The organism is Caballeronia sp. GACF4 (assembly GCF_023631025.1).
Lineage (GTDB): Bacteria > Pseudomonadota > Gammaproteobacteria > Burkholderiales > Burkholderiaceae > Caballeronia.
Genome location: NZ_JALQDW010000004.1, coordinates 224,423 through 249,056, shown reverse-complemented (window position 1 = coordinate 249,056; position 24,634 = coordinate 224,423). Strand labels below are relative to the sequence as shown.

Genomic DNA, 24,634 nt, shown 5'->3' with positions numbered 1-24,634 from the left:
ATACCGGCGATTCCAACCCGCTCAGTGGCCGCGCGTCCTGCTTGCGTAGCGGATGAACTCGGCAGCCGAGAGCGGCGGCGAGAAGAGCCAGCCTTGACCGAACTTCGCGCCCCGCGCTTGCAGATACGCCGCCTGTTCCTCGCGCTCGATGCCCTCGGCGATCACCTGCACGTCGAGCGTCTCGGCCATGTCGACGATATGCGAGGCCACGCTGCTCGATGCCGCGTCCTGACCGATGGTATCGACGAACGATTTGTCGATCTTCAGGCCATCCACGCGAAAGTTCTGCAAATGCGACAGGCTCGAATAGCCGGTGCCGAAGTCGTCGAGATAGACCGCGTGCCCCGCATCGCGGAACGCGCTGATGACTTCCTTCGCGGCGGCGGCATCGAGGAAACTGCGCTCGGTCGCTTCGATGCGAATCTGCTGCGGCCGCACGCCGACCCGCGCCACCGCCGGGCGCAGCACGTCGAGAAAACGGTGCGTCGTGAGATCCGGCACGGACAGATTCACGGACACGTAGTAATCGCGATAGCGTTTGAGAAACTCGCCGAGTTCGAAGAGCACGGTGTCGAGCACCTGATCGGTGATGGCCTGGATCAGCCCGCCATGCTCCGCGAGCGGAATGAAGTGATCCGGCCGCACGATCCGGTCATGATGCTTCCAGCGCACGAGTGCTTCCGCGCCGACGCAACGCCGCGTGGTGAGATCGACGATAGGCTGATACGCGACGATGAACTGATGCCGCCGCACCGCGTCGCTCAACTGACCGCGCGGCGAGAGCCTTCTCACGATGAACCATGCGGCCCAGGCCGCGCACGCGAGACCCGCGCCCATGCCGCCGAGCAGCCATCCCCACGGCAAGGTGGAGACACGCTGCCTGAAGGTCTGATGCGGCGCGCTCACGACCACCGCGAGCGGCAGCGACACGGACCGGCGCACGACCCACGACGCGCAGTCAGGCCCGGGCGATGGTGTGCGATAAACGGCGAGGATGGCGGCGGTATCGGTGGCGGGCGTGCGCGCGATCACGCGGCTCGCTTCGGTGTTGATGACCGCGAGACTCGCGGGCGCGCTCGCGTTGTCGCGACCATCGAGATAGAGCGAAGGATCGGCGGCGACGTAGAAACCGTCGCGGCCCATGACGAGCGACTCCTTGCCGCCCGGCAAACGCGAGAGCGCATACCAGGCGCTCACGCCGTCGCGCGAACGCCAGTCTGGAGCCGGCAGCGTGAGCCCTTCGAGCGTGCCCGCCGACACCGCGCCCAGAAGCGACGAGCATTGCCAGCGGCCGTCGTGATCGTAGGCGCCCGCATCGCGCACTTGGGTATGTGTCAGCGCGATGCGCCTGAGTTCGTGGAGATAGATCGTCGAGCATGGCGTGGCGCTCACCTTGCCGATTTCGCCGAGCGCGCCCGACAGGCGGCGCGTCACGTCTTCCGCCCGAAACAGCGCGGCGGCGGCGGCGGTGTTCAGCAATTCGACCCGCTCCTGCCGGCGGCTGCGCTCCGCCAATAAAAAGCCGATGCCCGCCGGTGCGAGCGCCGCAGTCACCACGATGACGATCAGAAGCGCCGCCAGCGCCCCACGTTGGAATTTGTTCATTGCATGTTATGGTCCGCGGCGCGTTGGGTGATACTGGTCTTACGCCGCACGCGCTTTGAGCGCGTTTTTCGTTCGGATGCTCGACTCGGCGGGGCGCGCGCAGGGCGGCGCCGTCCGCCGTCCCGGACAGACGACTAAGTGTAGGGGGCAGCGCCCGCCCGGTTCAACGCTTTCTTTAACCTATAAGTCGCCGGCTTGGTGGGTTGGCGCACGGCCCGCAGGCCCTTTTTTTGCCTCGGCCGGTCGTGCGAGAATCCGCCTATCACTTTTGCTCCAGAAACGACGATGAACGCACAGAGCGCCACCGCGCCGATCATTCGCGACGCCGCATCCGGCGATTTCGACGCCATCGCGCGCATCTATGCGCATTACGTCGACCATGCGCTCGCCACCTTCGAGGAAGTCCCGCCATCGCCCGATGAAATGCGTTCGCGTCAGGCGGCCATCGTGGCTGCAGGCTTGCCTTATCTAGTCGCCGAGATCGATGGCGAAGTGGCCGGATATGCCTATGCGTCGGCGTATCGGGCGCGCTCGGCGTATCGGCATACGATCGAAGACTCCATCTATATCGCCGAGGGCTTTCATGGCCGCGGTCTCGGCTACACGCTTCTCAGCGCGCTGATCGACCGATGCGAGGCCGGGCCCTGGCGTCAGATGGTCGCGGTCATTGGCAACAGCGGCAACGCGGCGTCGATTGCGCTGCATACGCGGCTCGGCTTCGGACATGTGGGCGTGCTGCGCGATGTCGGCTTCAAGCATGGCCGATGGGTCGACTCCGTGCTGATGCAACGTGCGCTCGATGCGTCGGCGCCGGTCATCGACGGGAAGAGTTGAGCACGCCTTGCCGACCTACACACTCGCCTCCCCCGTCAGCGCTGAAATCGATATCCGCAAAAGCCGCTTTATCGCGCTCGCGATTCCCGTCGCCGACCGCGACGCGGCCATGCGCGAACTCGAACGGCTGCGCGCCGAGCACCCATCGGCGACGCATGTCTGCTGGGCGCTCTTGGCGGGCGGCCAGTCGGGCATGTCCGACGACGGCGAGCCATCCGGCACGGCAGGCCGCCCGATTCTCGAAGTGCTGCGCCATCACGAAGTCGATGGCGTGCTCGCCGCCGTCGTGCGCTACTACGGCGGCATCAAGCTCGGCGCGGGCGGGCTCGTGCGCGCCTACACCGATGCCATCGCCAGCGCCATGCAACTGGCCGAGCGTGTGGAGCGCATCGAGCAAGGAGTCGTCGAGATCGACATCGATTACGCCGATGAAGCGCGCGTGCGACGCTGGATCGAACAGAACGCCGCCGAACTCGTGGAAAGCGCCTACGGCATGCGCGTGCGGCTCGTCGTCAAGATGGCGGCTGTTGCACGCGAACCCGCTGCCGCCGAATTGCGCGACCTCACCCATGGCCGCGCGAATGTCGAGGTGCGCACTTGAGCGCGTTCGTAATGCGCGTCGAGCCGGCCGGGTTCGTCGTCCCGGTCGATGAAAACGTCTCGCTGCTCGAAGCCGCGCAAAAGGCACGCGTGGCGCTGCCGAGTTCCTGCCGTAACGGCACGTGCCGCGCGTGCATGTGCCGCCTGATCGAAGGCGACGTGCGGTATCGAATAGAGTGGCCGGGGCTGACGGCGGAAGAAAAAGCCGAACGCTGGGTTCTGCCGTGCGTGGCGCTTGCGACGTCAGATGTGGTGATCGAGCAGCCCGAAGCGCGTGAGATGGTGCCTTCGCCGCGCCCTTCACGCTCGCGCGGATTCTGACTCCGCGAACCCGGGTATTCCGGGATTGTCGTCTCGATTCAACGACCTACGATGAACATCCCGAGTCACCGCCAAGCATGTCCGAGTGGAAAGAGGATGCAGGCCGGCTCTCAAAAAGTGTACAATTGCGCTTTGCCCTAAATTCTGGCAGGGCCAGATCAACCGAGAATTCAATGACAAAAGTACTGCTGAAAGAGAATGAGCCTTTCGACGTCGCCATGCGCCGTTTTCGCCGTACCGTCGAGCGCACGGGCCTGATTCAAGAACTCAAGTCGCGCATGGCGTATGAAAAGCCGACCACCGAGCGCAAGCGCAAGAAAGCTGCTGCTGTCGCTCGCCTGCGCAAGCAGATCCGTCGCGCGCAATTGCCGAAGAAATTCTATTGATCGACGTGGGTCTTGAGCCCTCGCCTGCATCAAAGCTGTTCGGAGTCGTTTGAGTTGTCTGGTACAGCGGCCCGATAGCCGGTCATAGCCTTAGTCTGATTAGTCGCGGTTTCGCTCTTGAGTGGCCGTCTGGTCATCGGTGCGAAAGTTCGCGGGTAGTACGCGCACTCGACGTGCGTCCTTCGGACAACGGCTGGCAAGAATGCACAAAGCCTGCATGAGTGAATGCTCATGCAGGCTTTTCGTGCTTGTCGGGGATGAATTTTTCGACGCGGCCTTGTGTTTTGGTTTTTACTTGCAACCAGGATATCGGCGCGCAAAAGCCAAACAAACGCACAAAAGCAAAGAGCCCGGCTTTTACCGGGCTCTTTGCTTTGAAACTTGGTTGCGGGGGTAGGATTTGAACCTACGACCTTCGGGTTATGAGCCCGACGAGCTGCCAGACTGCTCCACCCCGCGTCTGAAGAATTGAATTATAGGCGCAATTTGCTCGCTACGTCAAACGGAGTTTTCATCAAGTCGATGAAACACGCAGAAGTGTTTCGCTTGCGTGCGTTTCTTCGCCAGAATGCAACGCTCGATGGTGCTCCCGCGAAAGCTTATTGAGCAACGGCAGCAAGATGAATGCGATGGCCGCGCCGGCCGTCGCAAGCCATCCCAGTCCGAAGAATAGATGCGTATAAAGCGGCAACGACTGCACCGCATCGAGACTGCCGTTCGGCATGCGCGCCAGATTGGCGACCAAGCTGCCAAGATACTGCGACACGCCCGTCGCCACGAAATACGCGCCCATCATGAAGCCGCTCATGCGTGCCGGCACGTAACGCGCGATCATCGCGAGACCAAGGCCCGACACCAGCAACTCGCCGAGCGAGTAGAGTCCGTACCCCGCCACCATGAACCACGACGACACGCGCCCTTCCACCGCGTAGCGCCCGCTCAATCCGAAGACGAAAAAGCCAATCGCCACGACGACAAAGCCAAGGGCGTACTTCGCCGCAACGGAAATGTCGCGGCCGCTACGCCCGAGGCGTGTATAGGCCAGCGCGAGCATAGGACTCAGCAGCATGATCCAGATCGGATTGAGCGCCTGAAACTGCGCCGCGCTCCAACTGAAGAGATGCCGGCCTGCAATGGAGAACGAAGGATCGACATTGCGCAGGGCGAACAGCGTGAGCGACGTCGACATCTGCTGATAGAACACGAAGAACAGGATGACCTGAAACACGAGGATCAGCGCGGCGACGAGTCCCGCGCGCTCGCTACGATCGCACACGCTCAGCATGTAGCCGAAGATCGCGAGAATCGCGACGCCCGCGCCATACACGCACGTCACGGCCACGGCCTTGTGCTGCAGGATGAACACCGTTGCCAGCGCCAACATCACGCCGCCGCCGATGACCGCGAACAAACGCCTCCAGTTCAAAGGCGCTTCGTCGGGCGCCGAGCCGATATGCGCGAGCGTGCGTCGCATCAGCGCAAAATTCAGAAGTCCGAGCAGCATGCCGCCGCAGCACACCGCAAAGGCCGCGTGCCAGCCCCAGTGATCTTTGATCCACGGCGTGGCGAGCATCGAAAAGGTCGAGCCGATATTCACCGCCATGTAGTAAATGGTGAACGCACTGTCGATACGTGCGATATCGCCTTCGTAAATACGTCGCACGAGATTCGCCGCATTCGACTTGAAAAGCCCATTACCGACGACGATCACGCCAAGCGACGCATACATGAACCCGAGCGCGTCGTATGGCAGTGCCAGCATGAAATAACCGAGTGCAAGCACGATTGCGCCAAGCGTCATCGTGCGCCGCGCGCCGAGCACTTTATCGCCAATCCAGCCGCCTATGGACGGCGCGGAGAAAACCAGCGCGGTAAATGCGCCCCATGTGAGATTGGCGTGCTCGTCGGCGAAACCGATCTTGTCAATCATGAACAGTACGAGCAACGCAGCCATGCCGTAATAACCAAAACGCTCCCACATCTCGATCAAAAAAACCGTGGTGAACGAGCGCGTCTCAGACGTGCCGGGCGGGCGAGTAATCATCGATAAATCCTTGAACAACGATGGGCGAATCAGCGGCGCGAGAAACGTCGCTTCAAAGGGTGATCAGGAAAAAGTCAAATAACTGTAAGGCGAGTTCGAGCGGGAAAATGGGTGATTATCGCAAATCCGCGATGTGGATCTTGGGGAAATTGAGAAACAGGCTATTGCGCGAGTCGCCGCAGCGGATGTCGACAAAAATCCGACGCGCCGGTATTGCATGGCAGACCAACGGCGGATCGCACGGAATTCTCTTGCCAATCTCGCGCTGCACGACAACCGCTGCAATTTGAATTGCGCATATCGCCATGAATCTTTGGGCAACGAGACTTTGCGATGCGATAAACAGCATCGCAATTACGAGCGTAATAATCGTTCGAATTACGTGAAAATGTGCAGCACCACATTCAAAAACGATGACGTATTCCCGTCGTGAACATCAACTGATTTCGGCCGCTCGACGGATCATTGCCATAAACCACCGCTGGCGCCTGCGACGATGCTCTCTGGTAAATCGATTCGAGATAAACATCGGTGCGTTTCGACAGCAGATAATCCACCTGCAGCGCGCCCTCATGCCAGTGCGCGCCGCCGCCGCTGGCATAAACATACATGCCCGCTATCGCGATGGACTGCGTGAGCTTGTAAATGCCGTTGATCTCGTAGTTGTTCAGCCCGAGCGATGGCATGACGTTGCCGGTGTCGGCATCGGTCACGCCAGAATTGACGGTGCGTGAAAAGGCGCCGCCCAGCGTGACCGCACCGAGTTCATAGCTTGCGCCCACGCCGAAAGTATTCTGCTGCTGAACGTTCGCCGAGTAGACCGTGCTGGCCGCGCCGGGAAGCGCCAATGCGTCGTACGCGCCGCTCGTGGTGTCGCCGCGTCCGTTGTTATGCAGATAGGCAGCGCCCGCGCTGAACGACCCGAGCGAATAGTTCGCGCCGATGCTGTACGCGCGATTCTCCGCAAACTGGCCGGCGGCATTAGAGAACGCGTACAACCCGCCGAAGCTCAGGCCGCCATAGGAAGCGCTCGTGTACTTCACGGAATTCGCGGCAAGGTACGAATTGTTGGCGTTGTCGTTATCGAGCAAATGGGCGAACGCGGTGCCGCCAGTGCCACCTGTCAACGTGAATGGCGCGAGGTAATCGTGGATGGAATCGTATTGATGCCCGAACGTCACCGTGCCGAGCGTGTCGGTGCCGAGTCCGACGTACATCGGATGATCGTTCAAGCCCTCTCCCGATACCGACGAGAACCCGCGCTCCAGCCGGAAGATGGCGCGCGCGCCGCCGCCGAGGTCCTCCGAGCCTTGCAGCCCCCAATAGCTGCCATCGATCGTGCCGCTCGTCAGCCGATACTGCGACTTCCCGCCCACGTTGCTGACATAAGCGACGCCGGTGTCGATTTCGCCATAGAGCTGCACCGAACTTTGCGCCCAGGCCGCCGACGGCGTCCCGACGACTGCGATGATGGTTGCCACCGCCGCCTGGACGCCGAACAGCGCGCTCGATGGCGTGAGGCCAGCATCGACGGCCGAAGAAGTATCGCGGCAGTTTCGCGGACGGATTGGCATAAAGAGCTCCGATAGTTCGTTTTGGTTCTGAGAGCGATTGTCGATTCTGCAATCGAGGTTGTCAGGTCGAAAAGCGTCAGCAAAGCCCTCTGTGACCTTGAACCAACGAACGCGTTTTTTTCTGCTTTATTGAGGTTGCGGATTTCGCCCTCTTCAGCATAGTCAGCGACCCGTGTAGCTTGCCGCTAGAATCGAGGCGCTCACGGACAACCGGAATACGCCCCATGTCGAAAAACACCATCGCAATCGTGACGGGCCACACGCGCGGCCTTGGCGCGGCGCTCGCCGAAACGCTGCTCGCGCGAGACATTCGACTTCTCGCCCTCTCGCGCAACACAAACGCCGCGCTCGCCGCGCGCTATTCCGGCAAGCTCGAAGAGGTGGAACTGGATTTGACCGACTTGGATGCCCTCGGCCGCTGGCTGGAAGGCGACGCATTGCGCACGTTCATCGGCGACGCGGACCAGGCGCTCCTCGTCAACAATGCGGGCATGCTGGCACCGATCGGCGCGCTCGCGGATCAGAACGCCGCGACCATCGCGCGCGCGGTCAGCGTCAACGTTGCCGCTCCGCTGATGTTCGCCGCAGCCTTCGCCGCACAGGCTGCGCGCGTTACGGACAAACGCATTGCGCATATTTCGAGCGGCGCGGCGCGCAACGCCTATCCCGGTTGGAGCGTGTACTGCGCGACCAAGGCCGCGCTCGATCATCACGCGCGCGCGGTCGCACTGGATTCGGAGCAAGCCGGGGATCGCACGCTGCGCATTTGCAGCGTCGCGCCGGGTGTCGTCGATACGGACATGCAGGCTGAAATCCGATCGACCGGACTCGAACGCTTTCCGCTGCGGGAACGTTTCGATGCCCTCAAGCGCGACGGTCAGCTCGCGACGCCGCGGCAATCGTCCGAGAAGCTGATCGCCTACTTGTTGAGCGATGCGTTCGGAAGCGCGGCCATAGCGGACGTGCGCGAGCTCGGCTGAGCGTCGTGCGTGTCCATTTGAATCGACGCTCCGTCGAGCGCCCGACGCGACAGCACGTCCGCGCTCGCATTCCGTTCGCGCGGAATCCACGTGAGGCGGACCGCGCCGATCCGGGCGATGAGCGCCCGCGCCTCGCGCGCAAAATGAGTCAGGGAGCGAATGCCCGCGCCTTCGCTGGCGTGCATATCGTCGATCACGACGCGGCTGTCGCCGTGAATCGCGATCTCCGTCGCGCCTTCGCGCAAGGCGGCTTCCAATAGCGCAATGAGCGCGCGATATTCGGCAACGCTGCTGTCGCCGCGTCCCGCTTCCGCGCTGATTTCGACGACCTCGCCTTGCGGGCTCTGCAATACCGCGCCAATGCCGACGCGCCCCGGATTCGGCAGCGCGGAGCCGTCGAACCAGCCGCGCCAGGCGGGCGCATCGGTGACCACGGGTTTTCGGTTCGCGCGGCTCGCACGCTCGGCCTCGCGCGTTCGTACGGCATCGGCAAACTTCCGCTGCGTTGCACGTCGGGTCGCGATCAAATCGGCGAGGCTTTGCGAACCGGCGACTTTCGTCATCGTCCTGATGAGCGCTTCGTGCTCGGACAACGAAGCGCCTTTGGACAGCCGGCGGCTCCGTTCACGTTCCTTCTTATAGGCAACCGCAAGCAGTTCCTCGACATCGATCATGGACTAAGGAGGCATCGGGGAAAAAGAAGCCCGAGCTTAGCAGACGCCATTAGTGCGCATTCAAACAGGCATCGATGGGAACGAACGTTGCTTCTTAGTTGAAGAAAAAGAGCGGCTCATGCACCTTTGAAAACCGACACCGCGCAACGTTTTTCACGCGTAAGGAGCGAATCATGAACCAACCGATGGAACCCGCCTCAGGCGGCGCGACGATCATAGGCAAAGGCGCCGCGACCGCCGCCGGACCTGGCCCGGACGTGATGGCCGCGAGTACGCTCGATGGAAATTCGGTGTTGTCGAGCGACGGTCACGACGTCGGCTCGCTGAAGGAAATCATGCTGGATGTGAGCAGCGGACGTGTTGCGTATGCGGTGCTGTCGAGCGGGGGCTTTCTTGGCATTGGCAACAAACTGCTGGCCATTCCGTGGAGCGCGCTGACGCTGGATACCGACAATCGCTGCTTTCGGCTAACCGCGACTGCCGAGGAAGTGCGCAGCTCGCCCGGCTTCGACAAGGATGCGTGGCCTTCCATGGCCGACCGCGTCTGGGCGACCACGGTGCATCAGCACTACGGACGAGAGCCTTATTGGACCAAAGAGACGCGGCCGGACGATGTGAGTCCGACGGGCGCGATCCCGCCATCCGGCGTTGACGCGCCCGAGGCGGGCGGCGTCAAGCTCTGACGGGCGGACGGATTTCGGCGAGCCTCCTAGTCGCGGCGGCGCTCGCCGACGTGGACGTCGACGCCTTCGGTCTCGCCCATCAGCGCCTTCAGGACATCGCCGGCGAAGTCTTCGATGGCGAAATGCCATTCGAGCGAGCCCACGGGGAAGTCGTTGGGATTGCATTTGCCTTGTGCACGCCGGATGGCTCCGACCGACAGGCTCAACGCACGAGCGTGTTCGAAGTGTGGATCGCTCGAATCCAGAAACGGTATCTGATCTTTATCCATGACACTCTGTCGGCCCCGGCCGCGGCGGTTGCATGAAATCGATAACGGCTGACGCCGGCAATACTTTAGGATCACGCGCGCTGTCGGACTCGCATTACACGGCCGCACGGCCGCGCCAGATCCAGCATGCGGGAAACTACTCATGCAGCCTTATGCAAATCTTTCGGGCAAATCGGGCATTGCGGCTTTCGAAATCCTGCACGACGGCATAAAAATACGCTTCGTCAACGGCGGGACCTATTTATACGACTATTGCACGCCGGGGCGTACGACAGTCGAGAAAATGAAACGGCTAGCTAGCACTGGACGCGGGCTGAGCACCTACATTTCGCGATACGGCGGCGAGTATGCCGAAAAAATTAGCTAGCCGCCAAAACCGCCATTTTAGCTTATTGCCGCCAGCACTCTTTTTTTGCCCCACTATGGAACAACTCAACGACGCGACGGAAGGTGCGGGACAACTTCGTTGCAGGTCGTTTCGAGTTGATGAAGCTGACGTTGAAGTTTGCTGAGCTGCACCTGTGCCGAGACTCGCCGGCCTTCTAGTTGGGTAAGCTCGCGACGTATTTCCTGCTGCCTGGCTGCGACTTGCTGATCCTGACTATTGCCACGCTGCAGATCGACCCGCACACGCTCGACTTGCGCTTCGGATTCTGCAATCAACCGTGTGTACTGTTCGTTCTGTGCTTCCAGGTATGCGCGCCGCATTTCGGCTTCGGCGAGTCGCATGGCTTGCTCGACGAAGTGACGGAACGCGGCTTCAGCGGCATCGGCATCTTCTGCTTTCAGGACTCGCCACACAGCGTCGTCGTGGAAAAGTACCGAATAGTACGTCAGGTCACGCGGGTAAAACAGGAGAGTGGTCGAAAACGCAAAACTTTGAAAAGCGCGAAACGTCGATAACGATGATTGCTGAATCAGCCATTCGACTTCAGCTATTTGAGCAGCCTGCAACGCTTGCGAATTGACTTGCTGCGCCGATGCGCCTATCGGCCGAAGAGGCGTGACGCGCGTTGCTTGCGCGGCGGGTGTGGCGACGGTAGGCGGCTCGGCACCAGTGTCATCGTCATCGTCATGCGGCTGAGGAGCGTGCATTCGAAAGGAATCAGGCGCTTTTGGCCGTAAGAGAAACGATGGCGCATTATCGAGTAAGGTGCCTCTTCTGCTGAGCAGACTCTTCACATTGACTCCCCGGCTGCCCCTCGCTCCGATCGCCAGACGTCACGCGATCCGTATTCGAAGTTCGCGACTTGAAATTGCTTCGCGATGAATTGCGAGCTTGAAGATTGAAACGCCACTAATATGTATCGCTCAGTGACGCTTTAATCTTCAATACGATTGAACTGCGGAAAACTTAGTATAGCCGAGGCGTCGGTAGATTCAATCGACGCCTTGAAAAGGCCGACGCTTCTCATGTATCTCGTAAGATTGACTCGCGACGTTTCCGTGAATGCAATTCCGTGAAACGCCGTGACTCTTCCGGCTACGCTAATCACATATGGCGGTAGATTGCCTGAGTTCCACTCATGCGCAACTTAGCTAATTGCGCGGACCGTGCCTTGGACATTAAAGCAACCATGCGCATGATTCGAATGCCCTGTACGCCACATGTAATGCCGGGCGTCTTGGCGACGCTGGCTTCAAGCGTGGACATGTGGCGATACAAATGTTCGATAGGCGCAACGCCATGTACCAGCGAAGGTGGTGCAGCGTGCGTGGACGCGGACAGACGACTGACGTTTTCGACGGCAACCGGCGTATTCACCGGCGGTTCCGGAAGCGGCTCGGGCGCTGGTATATCGGCACGGATGGTGCCTTCATTTCGGCCGACGAAAAACTGATAAACCGCTTCCAGACCATCGGCAGGCGTTTGCTCGACACGTCGCGCAGTCGCGGCGCACACATGCAAGCGCCAATTCTCACGCTCACTTATTTTCGAGATGAGATCGGCAATGCGCAAGCGCAATTCGCTATCGCGGCGCGCAATCATGGTCTGAAGCATTCGCGCTTCTTCGCTCGATGGATCGGGCATGCGTGCGCTCCATGCCATTAATTCGTTCAGGGAAATCGACATGGAAAACTCCGTAACATTCTGTTGATTGAAACGGATTTCGATCCGTTCCAGATCTTCTGGACCCCGAATTGTAACGAAACAACAGCGGCTTTTGCCCGTCCATAAATCCTAGTCTTTGCGAATGATTTAAGACAAGAAAGCCGCCGTTTCGACGCGGCACGCGCGATGCTTACAAAGTCGGCACACGGCGCACTTCTCGCGCTGGACTTCAAGGAGACAAACATGAAATTCACCGCATTGGTTGCCGGCGCTCTCATCGCCTTAGTCAGCACCGCCACGCTGGCGCAGGAGATGTCGCGCGATCAGTTGAATCAGCGTCCTTCCCAAATGCAGCAGGTGCAACCTGGCGTCTCGCCGGGCAAGAACATGAACGACTCGGCTCAGGGCGGCGTGCCGTCGGGCACAGCGGGAAGCGGCACGCTCATGCAACAGCGCGAGAAGGGCATGGCGCCCGACGCGACGCAAGCGCCCGCAAAGGGCGCGAATTCTACTGGGACGATGAAGCAGTAATTGTGCGTGACATAGAACCGCGCCGCGCATTCGTGCGGCGCGGTTACACGCGCGTTTCCGGACAACGCGTCTTTAACTGTTGGCGGCTTGGGCGCGACACTCGCGAACGGTCTGGCGTGGTCGCCATCGGACCTACCAAACGTTAATTATCGTCTCCATCACAACGATTAAGAATTGTCCGAAGGTTTTTTGCAGCGTGAGTCGCTTAAATGCATACCTCCTACAGACCATAAAGAGGCTCACAATAATGAAGGACCTGCAAGTTTCCGTCGACTCCAACGGCCGCGTCACCACTTCCCACTCCATGGCTATCGGCGAGCATTGCGCCAATCGTGCGCGCCTGCTGTCATCGCTCGTCAATATCGTCGCAGCGCCGGGCGGCTTCGAACACTTTTGCTCGTATCCGGAAACCATGCGTCGCGACATCCTGAGCCTGCTCCACTCCGTCGCAGAAGAACAGATGCCGTTGATCGCCGCGCTCGAAGAGCACACGGCTCGCGCGTCCTTTGAAAAGGGCGTCCAGACGGCGCGTGAATTCATGGCGCAGGAACAGGCGGCAAACGCCGCATTGCATTTCGACGCAGAGCAGGCTGCGCAAGCAATGATCGCTCACTAAGCGACTTAACCGCGAGCAAAAGCACGCGGTATCGAGTCGAGCGACTCACAGCCCCGCACGCGCGGGGCTTCTCACTGCAACGATTTCAACCGTTACGCGCCCATGTCCACGTACCAGGCAGCGTCATGGTGCATCCGCCAATTGGAAAACAATCACGAAATCATGCGAACACTTAGCGCTCTTATTGTTTCATTCGGATTCCTGGCGTTGACCTGTGCATCGTCGGCCTTCGCGACCTACAGCGAAGAATGGGTTAGCAGTACGGCGGGCGCGCGACAAAGCACGCCGCAACATGCGGCGAAGACGGTGTCACCAAAACGAAAAGTGGCGGATACGTCACAACACGTCGATACCGCAAACCAGTCCGATCCTATCGCCGCGTTCGCGCGACCGGAGTCATCGGCCAGGAAACGCGAGGAAAAAGCAGCCGCTTCGCGCGATCCGATCGAGGCTTTCGCGACTGCGCCGCGGCAACGGTAGCACGGAGCGTACGTTTTTTCCGCAATTTGGCGGTGCAACGTTTGTAGAAACACGATTAATCCGATATCGAAACCAGAGCAGGATCGACTATTCTTTTGGATGTCGTAAGAGATGGATACACGGTTGGCCCCGCCCTGCCATGTGCGCGATTCAATCGAGCATTATTAGAGGCCTGGCCTTGCCGTCGTAGCCATCGTTCTTACGGCGCCTCCTTTTCCCCGTGTCTGTCCAAAAAGAAGCCCGCTATCGGAAATGACTCCAATAGCGGGCTTGTTCTGCTGACTGTCTTTTGCTTGCGTTTAAGCGAGCATATCCGACGGCAGCTTGCCACCATTGGCAGCCAATGCCTGCATCAGTTGCTTGTGCAACCAGATGTTCATCGTCGCCGAGTCGTTGGTGTCGCCGCTGTACTTCAGCTCGGCGGCCAACTGCTTGCGATGGTCGAGGCTGCTGTCTACTTGCAGAAGTTTCATCAGATCGACGATCGATACGCGCCAGTTGAGCGTCTGGCCGCTTTCGCGCGCCAAGCTGTCCATGACGGCGGCCACGTCGATGTCGGACAGTGCGGCAGGAGCCGGCGCCACGTCGGCTTGTGCGACATCAGCCGGGACCGGTTGCGCTTCAACTGCGGGCGCTTGCTCGGCGGGCTTTGCCTTGTGGAAAATCTTGTTGACGATGTCACCGAAGATGCTCATGTTTCAATTCCTTGAGTTGATAGGGAGTTGCAGCGCGTGAACCTTAGCGCGGAGTACCGTCGATGGTTAGTCTTTCCAGCATCGAGTGATGCGAATTTGACTAAATTTTTCAAGGACGTACGCTTAGGAGTGCGGCTTTTCCCCGCGGATGAGTATTCGGTTGGATCGCGCGTGAGAAATGGCGATCGCTTGTGTTGCGTGAAGTGCATCGCTTGGGGAAACGTCTGGAACGCGGACGTTGTCGTGATGAGAATCGCCTAAGAGCAAGGCGAAAATTACGGCTGGAAAAGAAAAAAGCCCTTAAACAATTAAGGGCTTGAAATTCTGGCGGAGAGAGGGGGATTCGAACCCCCGATAGGTTTTACCCTATACACGCTTTCCAGGCGTGCGACTTAAACCGCTCATCCATCTCTCCAGAAGACCGCGATTATACCAACTTCCCGCCGCCCCGCCACCCCCTACGGATGTCGAATGTAATCGACGAGCGCGCGCGTGTAAGCATCAGGCTTCCGGTCGAGAAGACTCACGACGATCGCCACCGCAAAACCGGCCGGCACACCGAAGACGCCAGAACTGATCGGCTCGATGCCAAACCAGCGATGCCCAGCGAAGCCGGTCAGTTGCACGAAGAACGGATACGTCGACACGATGTAATACACGCACACGACAAGCCCGGCAATCATCCCGGCGACCACGCCGCGCTGCGTGGTGCGCTTCCAGAACACACCGAGCACCAGCGCTGGAAACAAACTTGACGCCGCCAGCGAAAACGCGGCTCCCACCAAAAAGAGAATATTTCCCGTATTGAGCGACGCCACCCACGATGCCAGCAACGCCACGCCCAGCAACAAGATCTTGGAAATGGTGACGCGCCGCTGACTGGTCGCGTTCTTATCGACCATGCAGTAATAGACATCGTGCGAAAGCGCATTCGCGATGGTCAGCAGCAAGCCATCCGCCGTCGAGAGCGCGGCCGCCAGCGCGCCCGCCGCGATCAATCCCGATATAACGTACGGCAAGCCCGCAATTTCCGGCGCGGCAAGCACGACCATGTCGGGCTGCATCTGGATTCCCGCCCAACGCACGATGCCATCGCCATTCACATCGCTGATATGGATGAGATACGGCTCCACGCGCCGCCATTGCGTGACCCACTGCGGCAGGTCCGCGAACCGGTGGCCGACAATGCCCGTCAGAATCTCGTGCTTGATGAGCACCGCGAGCACCGGCACGGTCAGATAAAACAGCGCCACGAAGAACAAGGTCCAGCCAACCGAGCGCCGCGCCGATGCCACCGATGTGGTCGTGTTATAGCGCGTGAGGATGTGCGGCAGACTGGCCGTGCCAATCGACAGGCACAGCAGCAGCGACAAGAAATTGAGTTGATGCGAGCGCGGCGTCTCATCGCTCGCGGAGTCCGGCGCGAAGGCTTCGACCATCGAAACCGGAGCCGCGACGCGCTCGGTCAGGGCATCGCGTTCGCGCGCCCACTTGACTTTCGCATCTGCGGGATCGCGGGGGAACGAAGCCAGTTCGCGCTCGCGCTCGTTGATTTCGCGCAGCGGCCCGTTATGCCGGCGCAGGTCCGCGACTTCGTTGACGAGACGGCCGTGTTCGTCGAAGAACGACTTCGGCAGCGCGTCGATACGCTGCTGCATTCGCGCCGCCTGACGCTGATAATCCATCCGCACGCGCGCTTCGTCGGGTGACGCCGCGACTTCGCGCTCGAGGGCTTCGACTCGCTCCATCACGCGGCCATAGTTGAGTTGCGGCAGCCAGCCGAGGCCTTCGCGATGCGCGATCATCGACACGGGAATCAGCATCGCGCTGATCAGAATGATGTACTGCGCGACCTGCGTCCACGTCACCGCGCGCATGCCGCCGAGAAAGGAGCACACGAGAATGCCCGCGAGCCCGCAGAAGATGCCGATGGAAAACTCGATGCCGATAAAGCGCGACGCGATCAACCCGATGCCCTGAATCTGCGCGACGAGATAGACGAACGAGCAGAGTATCGCCGCGATGGCCGCGAGCGCGCGCACGAGGTTGCTGGAAAAGCGCGTGCCGAGGAAGTCGGGAATGGTGTAGCGCGCGAGTTTGCGCACGTACGGCGCGAGCAGGAACGCGACGAGGCAGTAGCCGCCGGTCCAGCCCATCACGTAGGCGAGGCCGTCGTAGCCGCTTGCATAGATCGATCCCGCGAGTCCGATGAACGACGCCGCCGACAGCCAGTCCGCCGCGGTCGCCATGCCATTGAACGCCGACGGCACGCGCCGGCCCGCGACATAGTATTCGACGAGATCGGACGTGCGCGAAAGCAGTCCGATGACCGCATACACCGCGATCGGCACGAACAGGAACACGTAGCCTATCCACATGCCCGGCCCGGTCGTGCGCTCGATGCGCTCCATCAGAAAGATAAAGAGCAAAAAACCGAGCGTATAGAGCGCGTAGGCGAGGATCAGCCGGTTCGTGAGCTTCATCGCGCGGCCGCGTCCATTGCGTCTTGTCTCGCCGATAACGCGGCCGCGCGCAACAGACGCGCATCGGCAATCTGCATCAGCACGATATAGACGAGGATCAACGCGACATAGACGAGTATCGCGCCTTGCGCCCCGAAGTAGAACGGCAGCGGAAAGCCCGCGACGCGCACGTGCGCCAGACGCTGCGCGAAAAGCGGCACGCCGAACGAGACGACGAAACCGATCGTGAGCAGCACGCCGATCAACGCGATATTGAAGCGCCAATACGCCCGATGCGCGCGCGCCATTGCCGCCGGCACGAGCGGCGGAGCGGGAAGCGTGGGTGGCGCGGAATCGGCGGGCGGCGGCATGACCATGCGGTTATTTACCAAAACCGCATGGTATCGGCAATCGGGGACTACAGCGGGATGAGATGGGCGGACGCGGATCGAGTTCGAATCTAACTGCGTTTGCCCTGGCTGGACGAGTCCGCTGCTGGGACGACCGAATGGCATGGCACGGAGACGGAGAGGCTCACGTACCTGCCCTCGTCGATCGAGCTAAACCGCAATCACGGCATGCGGCTAAACGCGATGCGGCGCGCGCCTTGACGTGCGCGACACATCGCAAACCGTCCCTCAACGCGCCTCGCCGAGCTGATCCAGAATCGCCGGATTCTCGAGCGTCGAAACATCCTGCGTGATCTTCTCGCCCTTCGCGAGCGAACGCAGCAGACGCCGCATGATCTTGCCCGAACGCGTCTTCGGCAAATTCTCACCGAAGCGAATGTCCTTCGGCTTGGCGATCGGTCCGATCTCCTTGCCAACCCAATTGCGAAGCTCGTTCGCAATCTGCTTCGCTTCATCGCCCTCAGGACGATCGCGCTTGAGCACGACGAACGCCACGACAGCTTCACCGGTCGTGTCGTCCGGACGGCCGACGACTGCCGCCTCCGCGACCATCGGGTTCGCAACCAGCGCCGATTCGATCTCCATCGTCCCGAGCCTATGACCGGAGACGTTCAGCACGTCGTCGATACGGCCCATGATCGTGAAATAACCGGTGTCCTTGTCGCGCACGGCGCCATCGCCCGCGAGATACAGCTTGCCGCCGAGTTCCTCGGGAAAGTAGCTCGACTTGTAGCGGTCCGGGTCGCCCCAGACGTTGCGCAGCATGGACGGCCACGGACGCTTGACCACCAGAATGCCGCCTTGTCCGTTTGGCACGTCCTGGCCGGTTTCATCGACGATAGCGGCCATGATGCCCGGCAACGGCAACGTGCACGACCCCGGCACGAGCGGCGTCGCGCCCGGCAGCGGCGTGATCATGTGGCCGCCGGTTTCGGTCTGCCACCAGGTGTCGACGATAGGACACTGCCCGCCGCCCACGTTCTCGTGATACCACATCCACGCTTCGGGATTGATCGGCTCGCCGACGGTGCCGAGAATGCGCAGGCTCGACAAATCGAAACTCTTCGGATGGACCTTCTGATCCGCTTCCGAGACCTTGATGAGCGAGCGGATCGCCGTCGGCGCCGTGTAGAAGATCGTGACCTTGTGGCGCGCGATCATCTCCCAGAAACGGCCGGCGTGCGGATACGTGGGCACGCCTTCGAACATGACTTGCGTCGCTCCAATGGCGAGCGGCCCGTACGCAATGTAACTATGTCCCGTGATCCAGCCGATGTCCGCCGTACACCAGAAGACATCGCCCGGCTTCATGTCGAAGGTCCACTTCATGGTCTGCGCGGCCCACAGCAACACGCCCGCCGTGCTGTGCTGCACGCCCTTCGGCTTGCCCGTGGAACCCGACGTGTACAGAATGAAGAGCGGATGCTCCGCGCTCACCCATTCCGGCTCGCACGTCGCCGATTCATTCTCGACTACGTCGTGCAGCCAGGAGTCGCGTCCTTCGGTCCATTGCACCTTGCCGCCCGTGCGGCGATACACGATGACGTTCTTCACCGCCTCGCAGCCGCCGGCCGCGAGCGCTTCATCGGCGATGCTCTTGAGCGGCAACGCCTTGCCGCCGCGCATCTGCTCGTCGGCGGTGATGAGCGCGACCGCGCCGACATCGACGAGACGTTCGTTGAGCGACTTCGACGAGAAGCCGCCGAACACGACCGAATGCGTCGCGCCGATCCGCACGCAAGCCTGCATGGCGACCACGCCTTCCACCGACATCGGCAGATAGATCACCACGCGATCGCCCTTCTTCACGCCGCGCTTTTTGAGTGCATTGGCCAGACGGCATACGCGGTCGAGCAAGTCCTGATACGTGACGTTGGTGACCGTGCCGTCGTCGGCTTCGAAGATGATGGCGTTGTCGCCGCCGCGGCCCGCTTCGACATGGCGATCGAGACAGTTATACGAAGCGTTCAACTCGCCGTCTTCGAACCACTTGTAGAACGGCGCCTTGGATTCGTCGAGCACGCGGGTAAAGGGCTTGTGCCATGACAGCGTTTCGCGCGCGAGCCGCGCCCAGAAACCTTCGTAATCGCGTTCGGCTTCGGCGACGAGCGCCTTGTAAGCCTCCATGCCGGAGATGGCCGCGCCCGCCGATGCTTTCGCAGATGGCGGGAACACGCGTTTTTCCTGAAGAACCGATTCGATCGCAGACATCGACAACCTCTCTGATGGTGATTCCAAAAGCCGGCGGCGCGCTTCCTTGCTATCGCGTGCCGCATGTTATGAAGTTCGAAAGCCGGAAAGCGTGCTTCGTTCCCGGCCGAACCTTGTCTCCTTTCCAGGAACGGCGTCGCTTGCAAAGCGCTGCCATCCCGCGTGTACTCCAAGATATGCCGTTCAACTTACCCGCTTCTTACGCGCGCCGGTCAAGAGGCACGGGGTATACGCGGAGTCGCGGCGGCTTCAATTACAATGCGTCCCCACAATCGTAACTGAACTCGCAGTGCGGATTCCAGCTTGAATCGCTACGCCCTTTTACTCATCGCAGCCATGCTGCTCGTCGGAAGCAACGTCGGTATCGGCAAGTCCATCGTCACGTCCGTTCCCGTTCCGCTCTTCGCGCTTCTGCGCTTCGTGATCGCCCTCTTGGTCCTTTGGCCGCTCTTCCGGCTCGCCAAGATGAGACAGGTGGCGCGCGGCGAATGGATCAACCTCTTTCTGCAGGCATTCTTCGGCACATTCGGCTTCACGCTTCTGATGTTGAATGGCGTCGCACGCACGAGCGCGGTCGCGGCGGGCGTCATCACGAGCACGATTCCGGCTGTCGTCGCGCTCTTCTCGTGGCTCTTTCTCAAGGAAAAGCCGAGCGGACGCGCGTTCGCATCGATCGCGCTTGCGATTGCGGGCGTGCTCGTCATCAACGTCGCGCAAAGTGGCGATGCCTACGCCGACGGCAGCGCGGGCTCGCTCACGGGCAATCTGATGGTGCTCGGCGCGGTGTGCTGCGAGTCGCTCTATGTGATCCTGTCGCGGCGTCTGACGCAAACGCTGCCGGCCATCGACATCTGCGCTTATACGCATGGCATAGGCTTCGTGCTGATGCTGCCGTTCGGCGCGGCTTCGTTTGTTGCGTTCGACTGGCGCGGCGTCGAACCGCTCACCTGGGCGCTCGTACTCTGGTATGGACTCTCGGCGAGCATCTTCTCGTTCTGGCTGTGGATGAAAGGCATCCGCCATGTCGACGGCAGTCTCGCCGGTGTGTTCTGCGCCGTGCTGCCGATTGCCGCCGCGATCTATGGCATCGCGTTTCTCGGGGAGCGGCCGAGTTTCGCGCATGGCATCGCACTCGCCTGCGTGGTCGCGGGCATCGGGCTCGCGAGCATGAAGACGCGCGCGGCGGTATCGGTTGCCGAGTAGTCGCGCCGACACGCGCGCATTTTGAAAGCCGGGCGGATCGTCACATACAACTTGCTACAATGGCGGGCTTCCTGAGCGCGGGTCCACGACCCGCGCGCGTTTCCTGTTCGTTGCTTCTTCCCTTTCCTCGTCCGACAGCCGACCGACAAGCCGCCCATGCCCGCTTCCAAGCACACACCCGACTCGCGCGTCCAACCCGGCTCGATGAAGGCGCTGCCGAAAATCATCTTCATGAGCCGCTGGCTGCAGGTGCCGCTGTATCTGGGCTTGATCGTCGCGCAAGGCGTGTACGTCGTGCTGTTTCTGAAGGAAGTCTGGCATCTCGTCACGCACGCAATGACGCTCGATGAAACCAACATCATGCTGGTCGTGCTCGGCCTCATCGACGTGGTGATGATCTCGAACCTGCTGATCATGGTGATCGTCGGCGGCTACGAAACCTTCGTGTCGCGTCTGGGCGTGGAAGGCCATCCCGACGAGCCCGAATGGCTCGACCACGTCAACGCGGGCGTGCTGAAGGTCAAGCTCTCGATGGCGCTCATCAGCATCTCGTCGATCCATCTTCTCAAAACCTTCATCAACCCGGACCAGCATACGTTTCATACGGTGCTGTGGCAGGTGATCATCCACATGGCCTTCCTGTTCTCGGCGCTCATCATGGCGTACGTCGACAAGCTGACCACGCATACGCATCCCGCACATTTTCACAGCGAAGTCGCGCCCCGAAGCGCGCTCGACTGAGCCTCAGGCGTCATCAGAACGCACAAATATATTCGTCCCCGAAAAGCCCAAGCCATGACCGTCATCAAGCAGGAAGACCTGATCCAGAGTATTGCCGACTCGCTGCAATACATCAGCTATTACCATCCGCTCGACTACATTCAGGCGCTCGGCCGCGCCTACGAGCTGGAGGAAAGCCCGGCCGCGAAGGACGCCATCGCGCAGATCCTGACCAATAGCCGCATGTGCGCGGAAGGCAAGCGTCCGATTTGCCAGGACACGGGCATCGTGACCGTGTTCGTCAAGGTTGGCATGGACGTGCGTTGGGACGGCGCGACGATGAGCGTCACCGACATGATCAACGAAGGCGTGCGCCGCGGTTACCTGAACCCGGACAACGTGCTGCGCGCGTCCATCGTGAGCCCGCCCGAAGGCGCGCGCAAAAACACGAAGGACAACACGCCCGCCGTGATCCACTACGAGATCGTGCCGGGCGACAAGGTCGACGTGCAGGTCGCGGCCAAGGGCGGCGGCTCGGAAAACAAGTCTAAGTTCGCGATGCTGAACCCGTCGGATTCCATCGTCGACTGGATCATCAAGACCGTGCCGACGATGGGCGCGGGCTGGTGTCCGCCAGGCATGCTCGGTATCGGCATCGGCGGCACGGCGGAAAAGGCGATGCTGATGGCCAAGGAATCGCTCATGGACCCCATCGACATTCAGGACGTCATCGCGCGCGGACCGCGGGACTGGATCGAAGAACTGCGCGTGGAACTGCACGAGAAGGTGAATGCGCTTGGTATCGGCGCGCAAGGTTTGGGCGGGCTTGCCACCGTGCTCGACGTGAAGATCATGGCGGCGCCGACGCACGCGGCGTCCAAGCCCATCGCGATCATTCCGAACTGCGCGGCCACGCGTCACGCTCACTTCACGCTCGACGGCTCGGGCGCGGCGAAGCTCGAAGCGCCGCCGCTCGACGCGTGGCCGGACGTGACCTGGGCGCCGAATACGGAAACCAGCAAGCGCGTCGATCTGAACACACTGACGCCGGAAGAAGTGGCTTCCTGGAAACCGGGCCAGACGTTGCTCTTGTCGGGCAAGATGCTCACGGGCCGCGACGCGGCGCACAAGCGCATTGCCGACATGCTCGCCAAGGGCGAAAAGCTGCCGGTCGATTTCACCAACCGCGTGATCTATTACGTCGGCCCGGTCGACCCGGTGCGCGACGAAGCCGTCGGTCCCGCCGGCCCGACCACGGCCACGCGCATGGACAAGTTCACGGAGATGATGCTCGCGCAAACCGGCCTCATCTCGATGATCGGCAAGGCCGAACGCGGGCCTGTCGCCATCGAGGCCATCAAGAAGCACAACGCGGCGTATCTGATGGCCGTGGGCGGCGCGGCATATCTCGTCTCCAAAGCCATCCGCGAAGCGAAGGTGCTGGCGTTCGAAGACCTCGGCATGGAAGCCATCTACGAATTCGACGTGCGGGACATGCCGGTGACGGTCGCCGTCGATTCGCAAGGCACGTCGGTACACAAGACGGGTCCCGCCGAATGGCAGGCGAAGATCGGCAAGATTCCCGTCGCGACGGTCTGATCGATCGAGGCCGCACGGATCGCGGCCAATGAAGAGCCGGACCGCGCGTCCGGCTCTTTTGTTTTGGAGAAGCGGTATCGAGAAGGATTTCCATTCTCAGTTTTATCGCAATTAAAAAAGATTCACTCATCCTTGGCAGAGCCGTTAAGAACGTTTATCTTTGCGGGATGCCCCACGCTATGAAAAGGAACAATCATGAAAGGCGACGCTAAAGTCATCGAATATCTGAACGCGCAGTTGAAGAATGAACTGACCGCGATCAATCAATACTTCCTGCACGCGCGGATGTACAAGCACTGGGGCCTGGAAAAGCTCGGCAAGCATGAGTACGACGAATCGATTGGCGAAATGAAACACGCCGACTGGCTCATCCAGCGCGTGTTCATGCTCGACGGTCTGCCGAACCTGCAAGACCTGCACAAGCTACTTATCGGCGAAGAGACCAAGGAAATCCTCGAGTGCGACCTGAAGCTCGAACAGATTTCGCAGTCCACGTGCAAGGAGGCGATTGCCTATTGCGAATCGGTGCGCGATTTCGTCTCGCGCGATATCTTCGACAAGATCCTGAACGACACCGAGGAACACATCGACTGGCTGGAAACGCAACTGGATCTGATCGACAAGGTTGGCATCCAGAACTACCAGCAGACTATGATGGGCGAAGGCGAGTAAAGATCTGTCCGCAATGTCAGTAGTTGTCGTACCCACAATCATGCCGAACGCGCGTGCTCCGATAAACGCGAGCGCGCCGGTCGGCATTTTCGATTCCGGTCTCGGCGGCTTGTCGGTGCTGCGTGCGGTGCGGGCGTTGCTTCCGCACGAGCGGCTCGTCTATGTCGCGGACTCGCTGTACGCGCCCTACGGCGAGCGCGATGACGATTTCATCGTCGACCGCACCATGGCTATCGGCGAATGGCTCGTCGCGCAAGGCGCCAAAGCGCTCGTGGTCGCATGCAATACGGCAACCGCGCAATCCATCGCGCTCGTGCGCGAGCGGCTTTCCATTCCGCTCGTGGGCGTCGAACCGGGCGTGAAGCCCGCCGCCGCTGTTTCCAAGACGCGCGTCGTCGGCGTGTTGGCAACCGCGGTGACCTTGCGCAGCGCGCGCTTCCAGTTGCTGCTCGAACGTTACGCGGGCGATTGCCGCTTCATCTGCCAGCCGGGACACGGTCTCGTGCAGGCCGTCGAACGCTGCGATACGTCGTCGCCGGAACTCATGGCGCTGCTCGAAGGCTATCTCGCGCCCATGCTCGAAGCCGGCGCGGATACTCTGGTGCTCGGCTGCACGCACTATCCGTTTCTCGACCGCGCCATTCGCGAGATCGCCGGCGAACGGCTGCAACTCGTCGATACCAGCATCGCCATCGCGCGCCAGCTCGATCGTCTGCTGGAAACGAACGCGCTGAAAAACTCATCGGCTGCGGTGGAATCCATGCCGCGCTTCTGCTCGACCGCCGACGGCGAATCCCAGCGTCAGCTTGCGGCATCGCTTCTGCATCTCGACGCCAGCGTCGAACACGTGCTGATCCCTTCGCGACGCACGCGCCTTGCCGAACCCGACATCGTCTAAGGGTTTTTCCGGGGCGTCACAGCCGTCGGAGCCCCACCAGCAAACGCTCCTAAGCAATAAATCGGCTAACACACGCGCTGTGTTACAAAAAACACAGAACCCGGCTTGCCAAGA

At 60.8% G+C, this 24,634-nt stretch carries 27 protein-coding genes and 2 tRNA genes; 15 read left to right on the top strand and 14 right to left on the bottom strand.

All coding sequences use genetic code 11. The features are described 5' to 3' along the window. Positions 1-21 precede the first annotated feature (21 nt). Positions 22-1,605 (bottom strand): EAL domain-containing protein, encoded by a 1,584-nt coding sequence (locus tag NCR40_RS05010; protein ID WP_244827661.1) that lies wholly within the window; start codon positions 1,603-1,605, stop codon positions 22-24. A 285-nt stretch (positions 1,606-1,890) separates the two neighbouring features. On the opposite strand from NCR40_RS05010, the gene NCR40_RS05005 reads away from it, so the two are divergent. The 4 genes from NCR40_RS05005 (at position 1,891) to rpsU (ending at position 3,746) form a co-directional block, all read left to right on the top strand. Then, a complete protein-coding gene (locus tag NCR40_RS05005) occupies positions 1,891-2,439 on the top strand; it encodes a GNAT family N-acetyltransferase (RefSeq protein WP_250464381.1) in 549 nt (182 codons plus the stop codon). A gap of 7 nt (positions 2,440-2,446) precedes the next feature. Continuing rightward, complete coding sequence (locus NCR40_RS05000; protein WP_250508877.1) at positions 2,447-3,040, top strand: IMPACT family protein; 594 nt, start codon at positions 2,447-2,449, stop codon at positions 3,038-3,040. An 11-nt stretch (positions 3,041-3,051) separates the two neighbouring features. Further along, a complete protein-coding gene (locus NCR40_RS04995) occupies positions 3,052-3,360 on the top strand; it encodes a 2Fe-2S iron-sulfur cluster-binding protein (protein ID WP_250464686.1) in 309 nt (102 codons plus the stop codon). Between the two features lie 173 nt (positions 3,361-3,533). After that, positions 3,534-3,746 carry a 30S ribosomal protein S21 gene (gene rpsU / locus NCR40_RS04990; RefSeq protein ID WP_006999077.1) on the top strand — a complete coding sequence of 71 codons (213 nt, stop codon included), beginning with the start codon at positions 3,534-3,536 and terminating at the stop codon, positions 3,744-3,746. Positions 3,747-4,128: 382 nt separating this feature from the next. Here rpsU and NCR40_RS04985 read toward each other — a convergent pair. The 4 genes from NCR40_RS04985 to NCR40_RS04970 all read right to left on the bottom strand — a co-directional run bounded on the left by NCR40_RS04985 (position 4,129) and on the right by NCR40_RS04970 (position 7,364). After that, positions 4,129-4,205 (bottom strand) — tRNA-Met (locus NCR40_RS04985). Between the two features lie 55 nt (positions 4,206-4,260). Further along, complete coding sequence (locus NCR40_RS04980; RefSeq protein ID WP_250464379.1) at positions 4,261-5,790, bottom strand: peptide MFS transporter; 1,530 nt, start codon at positions 5,788-5,790, stop codon at positions 4,261-4,263. 115 nt (positions 5,791-5,905) lie between these two features. Then, a complete protein-coding gene (locus NCR40_RS04975) occupies positions 5,906-6,139 on the bottom strand; it encodes a hypothetical protein (RefSeq protein WP_250508876.1) in 234 nt (77 codons plus the stop codon). A 55-nt stretch (positions 6,140-6,194) separates the two neighbouring features. Continuing rightward, positions 6,195-7,364: a porin gene (locus NCR40_RS04970; protein ID WP_250508875.1), complete on the bottom strand. Its 1,170-nt coding sequence runs from the start codon at positions 7,362-7,364 to the stop codon at positions 6,195-6,197. A gap of 224 nt (positions 7,365-7,588) precedes the next feature. Here NCR40_RS04970 and NCR40_RS04965 point away from each other — a divergent pair, with 224 nt between their 5' ends. Further along, positions 7,589-8,344 carry an SDR family oxidoreductase gene (locus NCR40_RS04965; protein ID WP_250508874.1) on the top strand — a complete coding sequence of 252 codons (756 nt, stop codon included), beginning with the start codon at positions 7,589-7,591 and terminating at the stop codon, positions 8,342-8,344. Here the strand turns inward: NCR40_RS04965 and NCR40_RS04960 are convergent. Beyond that, the gene (locus NCR40_RS04960) at positions 8,284-9,018 is read right to left on the bottom strand and encodes a ribonuclease HI family protein (protein WP_250508873.1); all 735 of its coding nucleotides are present in this window, start codon (positions 9,016-9,018) and stop codon (positions 8,284-8,286) included. The two genes, NCR40_RS04965 and NCR40_RS04960, sit on opposite strands and share 61 nt — an antisense overlap. A 173-nt stretch (positions 9,019-9,191) precedes the next feature. On the opposite strand from NCR40_RS04960, the gene NCR40_RS04955 reads away from it, so the two are divergent. Next, positions 9,192-9,701, top strand: coding sequence for a PRC-barrel domain-containing protein (locus NCR40_RS04955; protein WP_250508872.1), 510 nt, complete (start codon positions 9,192-9,194; stop codon positions 9,699-9,701). A gap of 26 nt (positions 9,702-9,727) precedes the next feature. Here the strand turns inward: NCR40_RS04955 and NCR40_RS04950 are convergent, their stop codons facing one another. Further along, positions 9,728-9,970, bottom strand: a complete 243-nt coding sequence (locus tag NCR40_RS04950; protein WP_250508871.1) for a hypothetical protein — start codon at positions 9,968-9,970, stop codon at positions 9,728-9,730. A gap of 142 nt (positions 9,971-10,112) precedes the next feature. On the opposite strand from NCR40_RS04950, the gene NCR40_RS04945 reads away from it, so the two are divergent. Beyond that, positions 10,113-10,337 carry a hypothetical protein gene (locus tag NCR40_RS04945; RefSeq protein WP_244827645.1) on the top strand — a complete coding sequence of 75 codons (225 nt, stop codon included), beginning with the start codon at positions 10,113-10,115 and terminating at the stop codon, positions 10,335-10,337. A gap of 65 nt (positions 10,338-10,402) precedes the next feature. Here the strand turns inward: NCR40_RS04945 and NCR40_RS04940 are convergent, their stop codons facing one another. Further along, positions 10,403-11,152 (bottom strand): DUF2968 domain-containing protein, encoded by a 750-nt coding sequence (locus NCR40_RS04940; protein ID WP_250508870.1) that lies wholly within the window; start codon positions 11,150-11,152, stop codon positions 10,403-10,405. A gap of 310 nt (positions 11,153-11,462) precedes the next feature. Then, positions 11,463-11,960: a hypothetical protein gene (locus NCR40_RS04935; RefSeq protein ID WP_250508869.1), complete on the bottom strand. Its 498-nt coding sequence runs from the start codon at positions 11,958-11,960 to the stop codon at positions 11,463-11,465. Between the two features lie 306 nt (positions 11,961-12,266). On the opposite strand from NCR40_RS04935, the gene NCR40_RS04930 reads away from it, so the two are divergent. The 3 genes from NCR40_RS04930 (at position 12,267) to NCR40_RS04920 (ending at position 13,650) form a co-directional block, all read left to right on the top strand. Further along, the gene (locus NCR40_RS04930; RefSeq protein ID WP_250508868.1) at positions 12,267-12,554 is read left to right on the top strand and encodes a hypothetical protein; all 288 of its coding nucleotides are present in this window, start codon (positions 12,267-12,269) and stop codon (positions 12,552-12,554) included. A gap of 247 nt (positions 12,555-12,801) precedes the next feature. Beyond that, positions 12,802-13,170 (top strand): hypothetical protein, encoded by a 369-nt coding sequence (locus NCR40_RS04925; protein ID WP_250508867.1) that lies wholly within the window; start codon positions 12,802-12,804, stop codon positions 13,168-13,170. A 102-nt stretch (positions 13,171-13,272) separates the two neighbouring features. Further along, complete coding sequence (locus tag NCR40_RS04920; protein ID WP_250508866.1) at positions 13,273-13,650, top strand: hypothetical protein; 378 nt, start codon at positions 13,273-13,275, stop codon at positions 13,648-13,650. Between the two features lie 299 nt (positions 13,651-13,949). Here the strand turns inward: NCR40_RS04920 and NCR40_RS04915 are convergent, their stop codons facing one another. The 5 genes from NCR40_RS04915 to acs form a co-directional block, all read right to left on the bottom strand. Beyond that, positions 13,950-14,345: a DUF3597 domain-containing protein gene (locus tag NCR40_RS04915; RefSeq protein WP_250508865.1), complete on the bottom strand. Its 396-nt coding sequence runs from the start codon at positions 14,343-14,345 to the stop codon at positions 13,950-13,952. 325 nt (positions 14,346-14,670) lie between these two features. Continuing rightward, positions 14,671-14,760: transfer RNA gene (locus NCR40_RS04910), tRNA-Ser, on the bottom strand. Between the two features lie 43 nt (positions 14,761-14,803). Continuing rightward, positions 14,804-16,828 carry a sodium:solute symporter family protein gene (locus NCR40_RS04905; protein ID WP_250508864.1) on the bottom strand — a complete coding sequence of 675 codons (2,025 nt, stop codon included), beginning with the start codon at positions 16,826-16,828 and terminating at the stop codon, positions 14,804-14,806. Continuing rightward, positions 16,825-17,184 (bottom strand): DUF4212 domain-containing protein, encoded by a 360-nt coding sequence (locus tag NCR40_RS04900; RefSeq protein ID WP_409014931.1) that lies wholly within the window; start codon positions 17,182-17,184, stop codon positions 16,825-16,827. Before NCR40_RS04900 ends, NCR40_RS04905 begins: the two co-directional genes overlap by 4 nt. 261 nt (positions 17,185-17,445) lie before the next feature. Then, positions 17,446-19,428, bottom strand: coding sequence for an acetate--CoA ligase (gene acs / locus NCR40_RS04895; RefSeq protein ID WP_250508863.1), 1,983 nt, complete (start codon positions 19,426-19,428; stop codon positions 17,446-17,448). Positions 19,429-19,731: 303 nt separating this feature from the next. On the opposite strand from acs, the gene NCR40_RS04890 reads away from it, so the two are divergent. The 5 genes from NCR40_RS04890 (at position 19,732) to murI (ending at position 24,520) form a co-directional block, all read left to right on the top strand. Next, the gene (locus NCR40_RS04890; protein ID WP_250508862.1) at positions 19,732-20,631 is read left to right on the top strand and encodes a DMT family transporter; all 900 of its coding nucleotides are present in this window, start codon (positions 19,732-19,734) and stop codon (positions 20,629-20,631) included. A gap of 204 nt (positions 20,632-20,835) precedes the next feature. Continuing rightward, positions 20,836-21,372 (top strand): TIGR00645 family protein, encoded by a 537-nt coding sequence (locus NCR40_RS04885; protein WP_404989359.1) that lies wholly within the window; start codon positions 20,836-20,838, stop codon positions 21,370-21,372. 54 nt (positions 21,373-21,426) lie between these two features. Then, entirely contained in the window at positions 21,427-22,950 is a 1,524-nt protein-coding gene (locus NCR40_RS04880) for a fumarate hydratase (protein ID WP_244827627.1), read from the top strand. A gap of 195 nt (positions 22,951-23,145) precedes the next feature. After that, a complete protein-coding gene (bfr, locus tag NCR40_RS04875; RefSeq protein WP_244827626.1) occupies positions 23,146-23,622 on the top strand; it encodes a bacterioferritin in 477 nt (158 codons plus the stop codon). Positions 23,623-23,635: 13 nt separating this feature from the next. Further along, the gene (gene murI, locus NCR40_RS04870; RefSeq protein WP_250508861.1) at positions 23,636-24,520 is read left to right on the top strand and encodes a glutamate racemase; all 885 of its coding nucleotides are present in this window, start codon (positions 23,636-23,638) and stop codon (positions 24,518-24,520) included. Positions 24,521-24,634 lie beyond the last annotated feature (114 nt).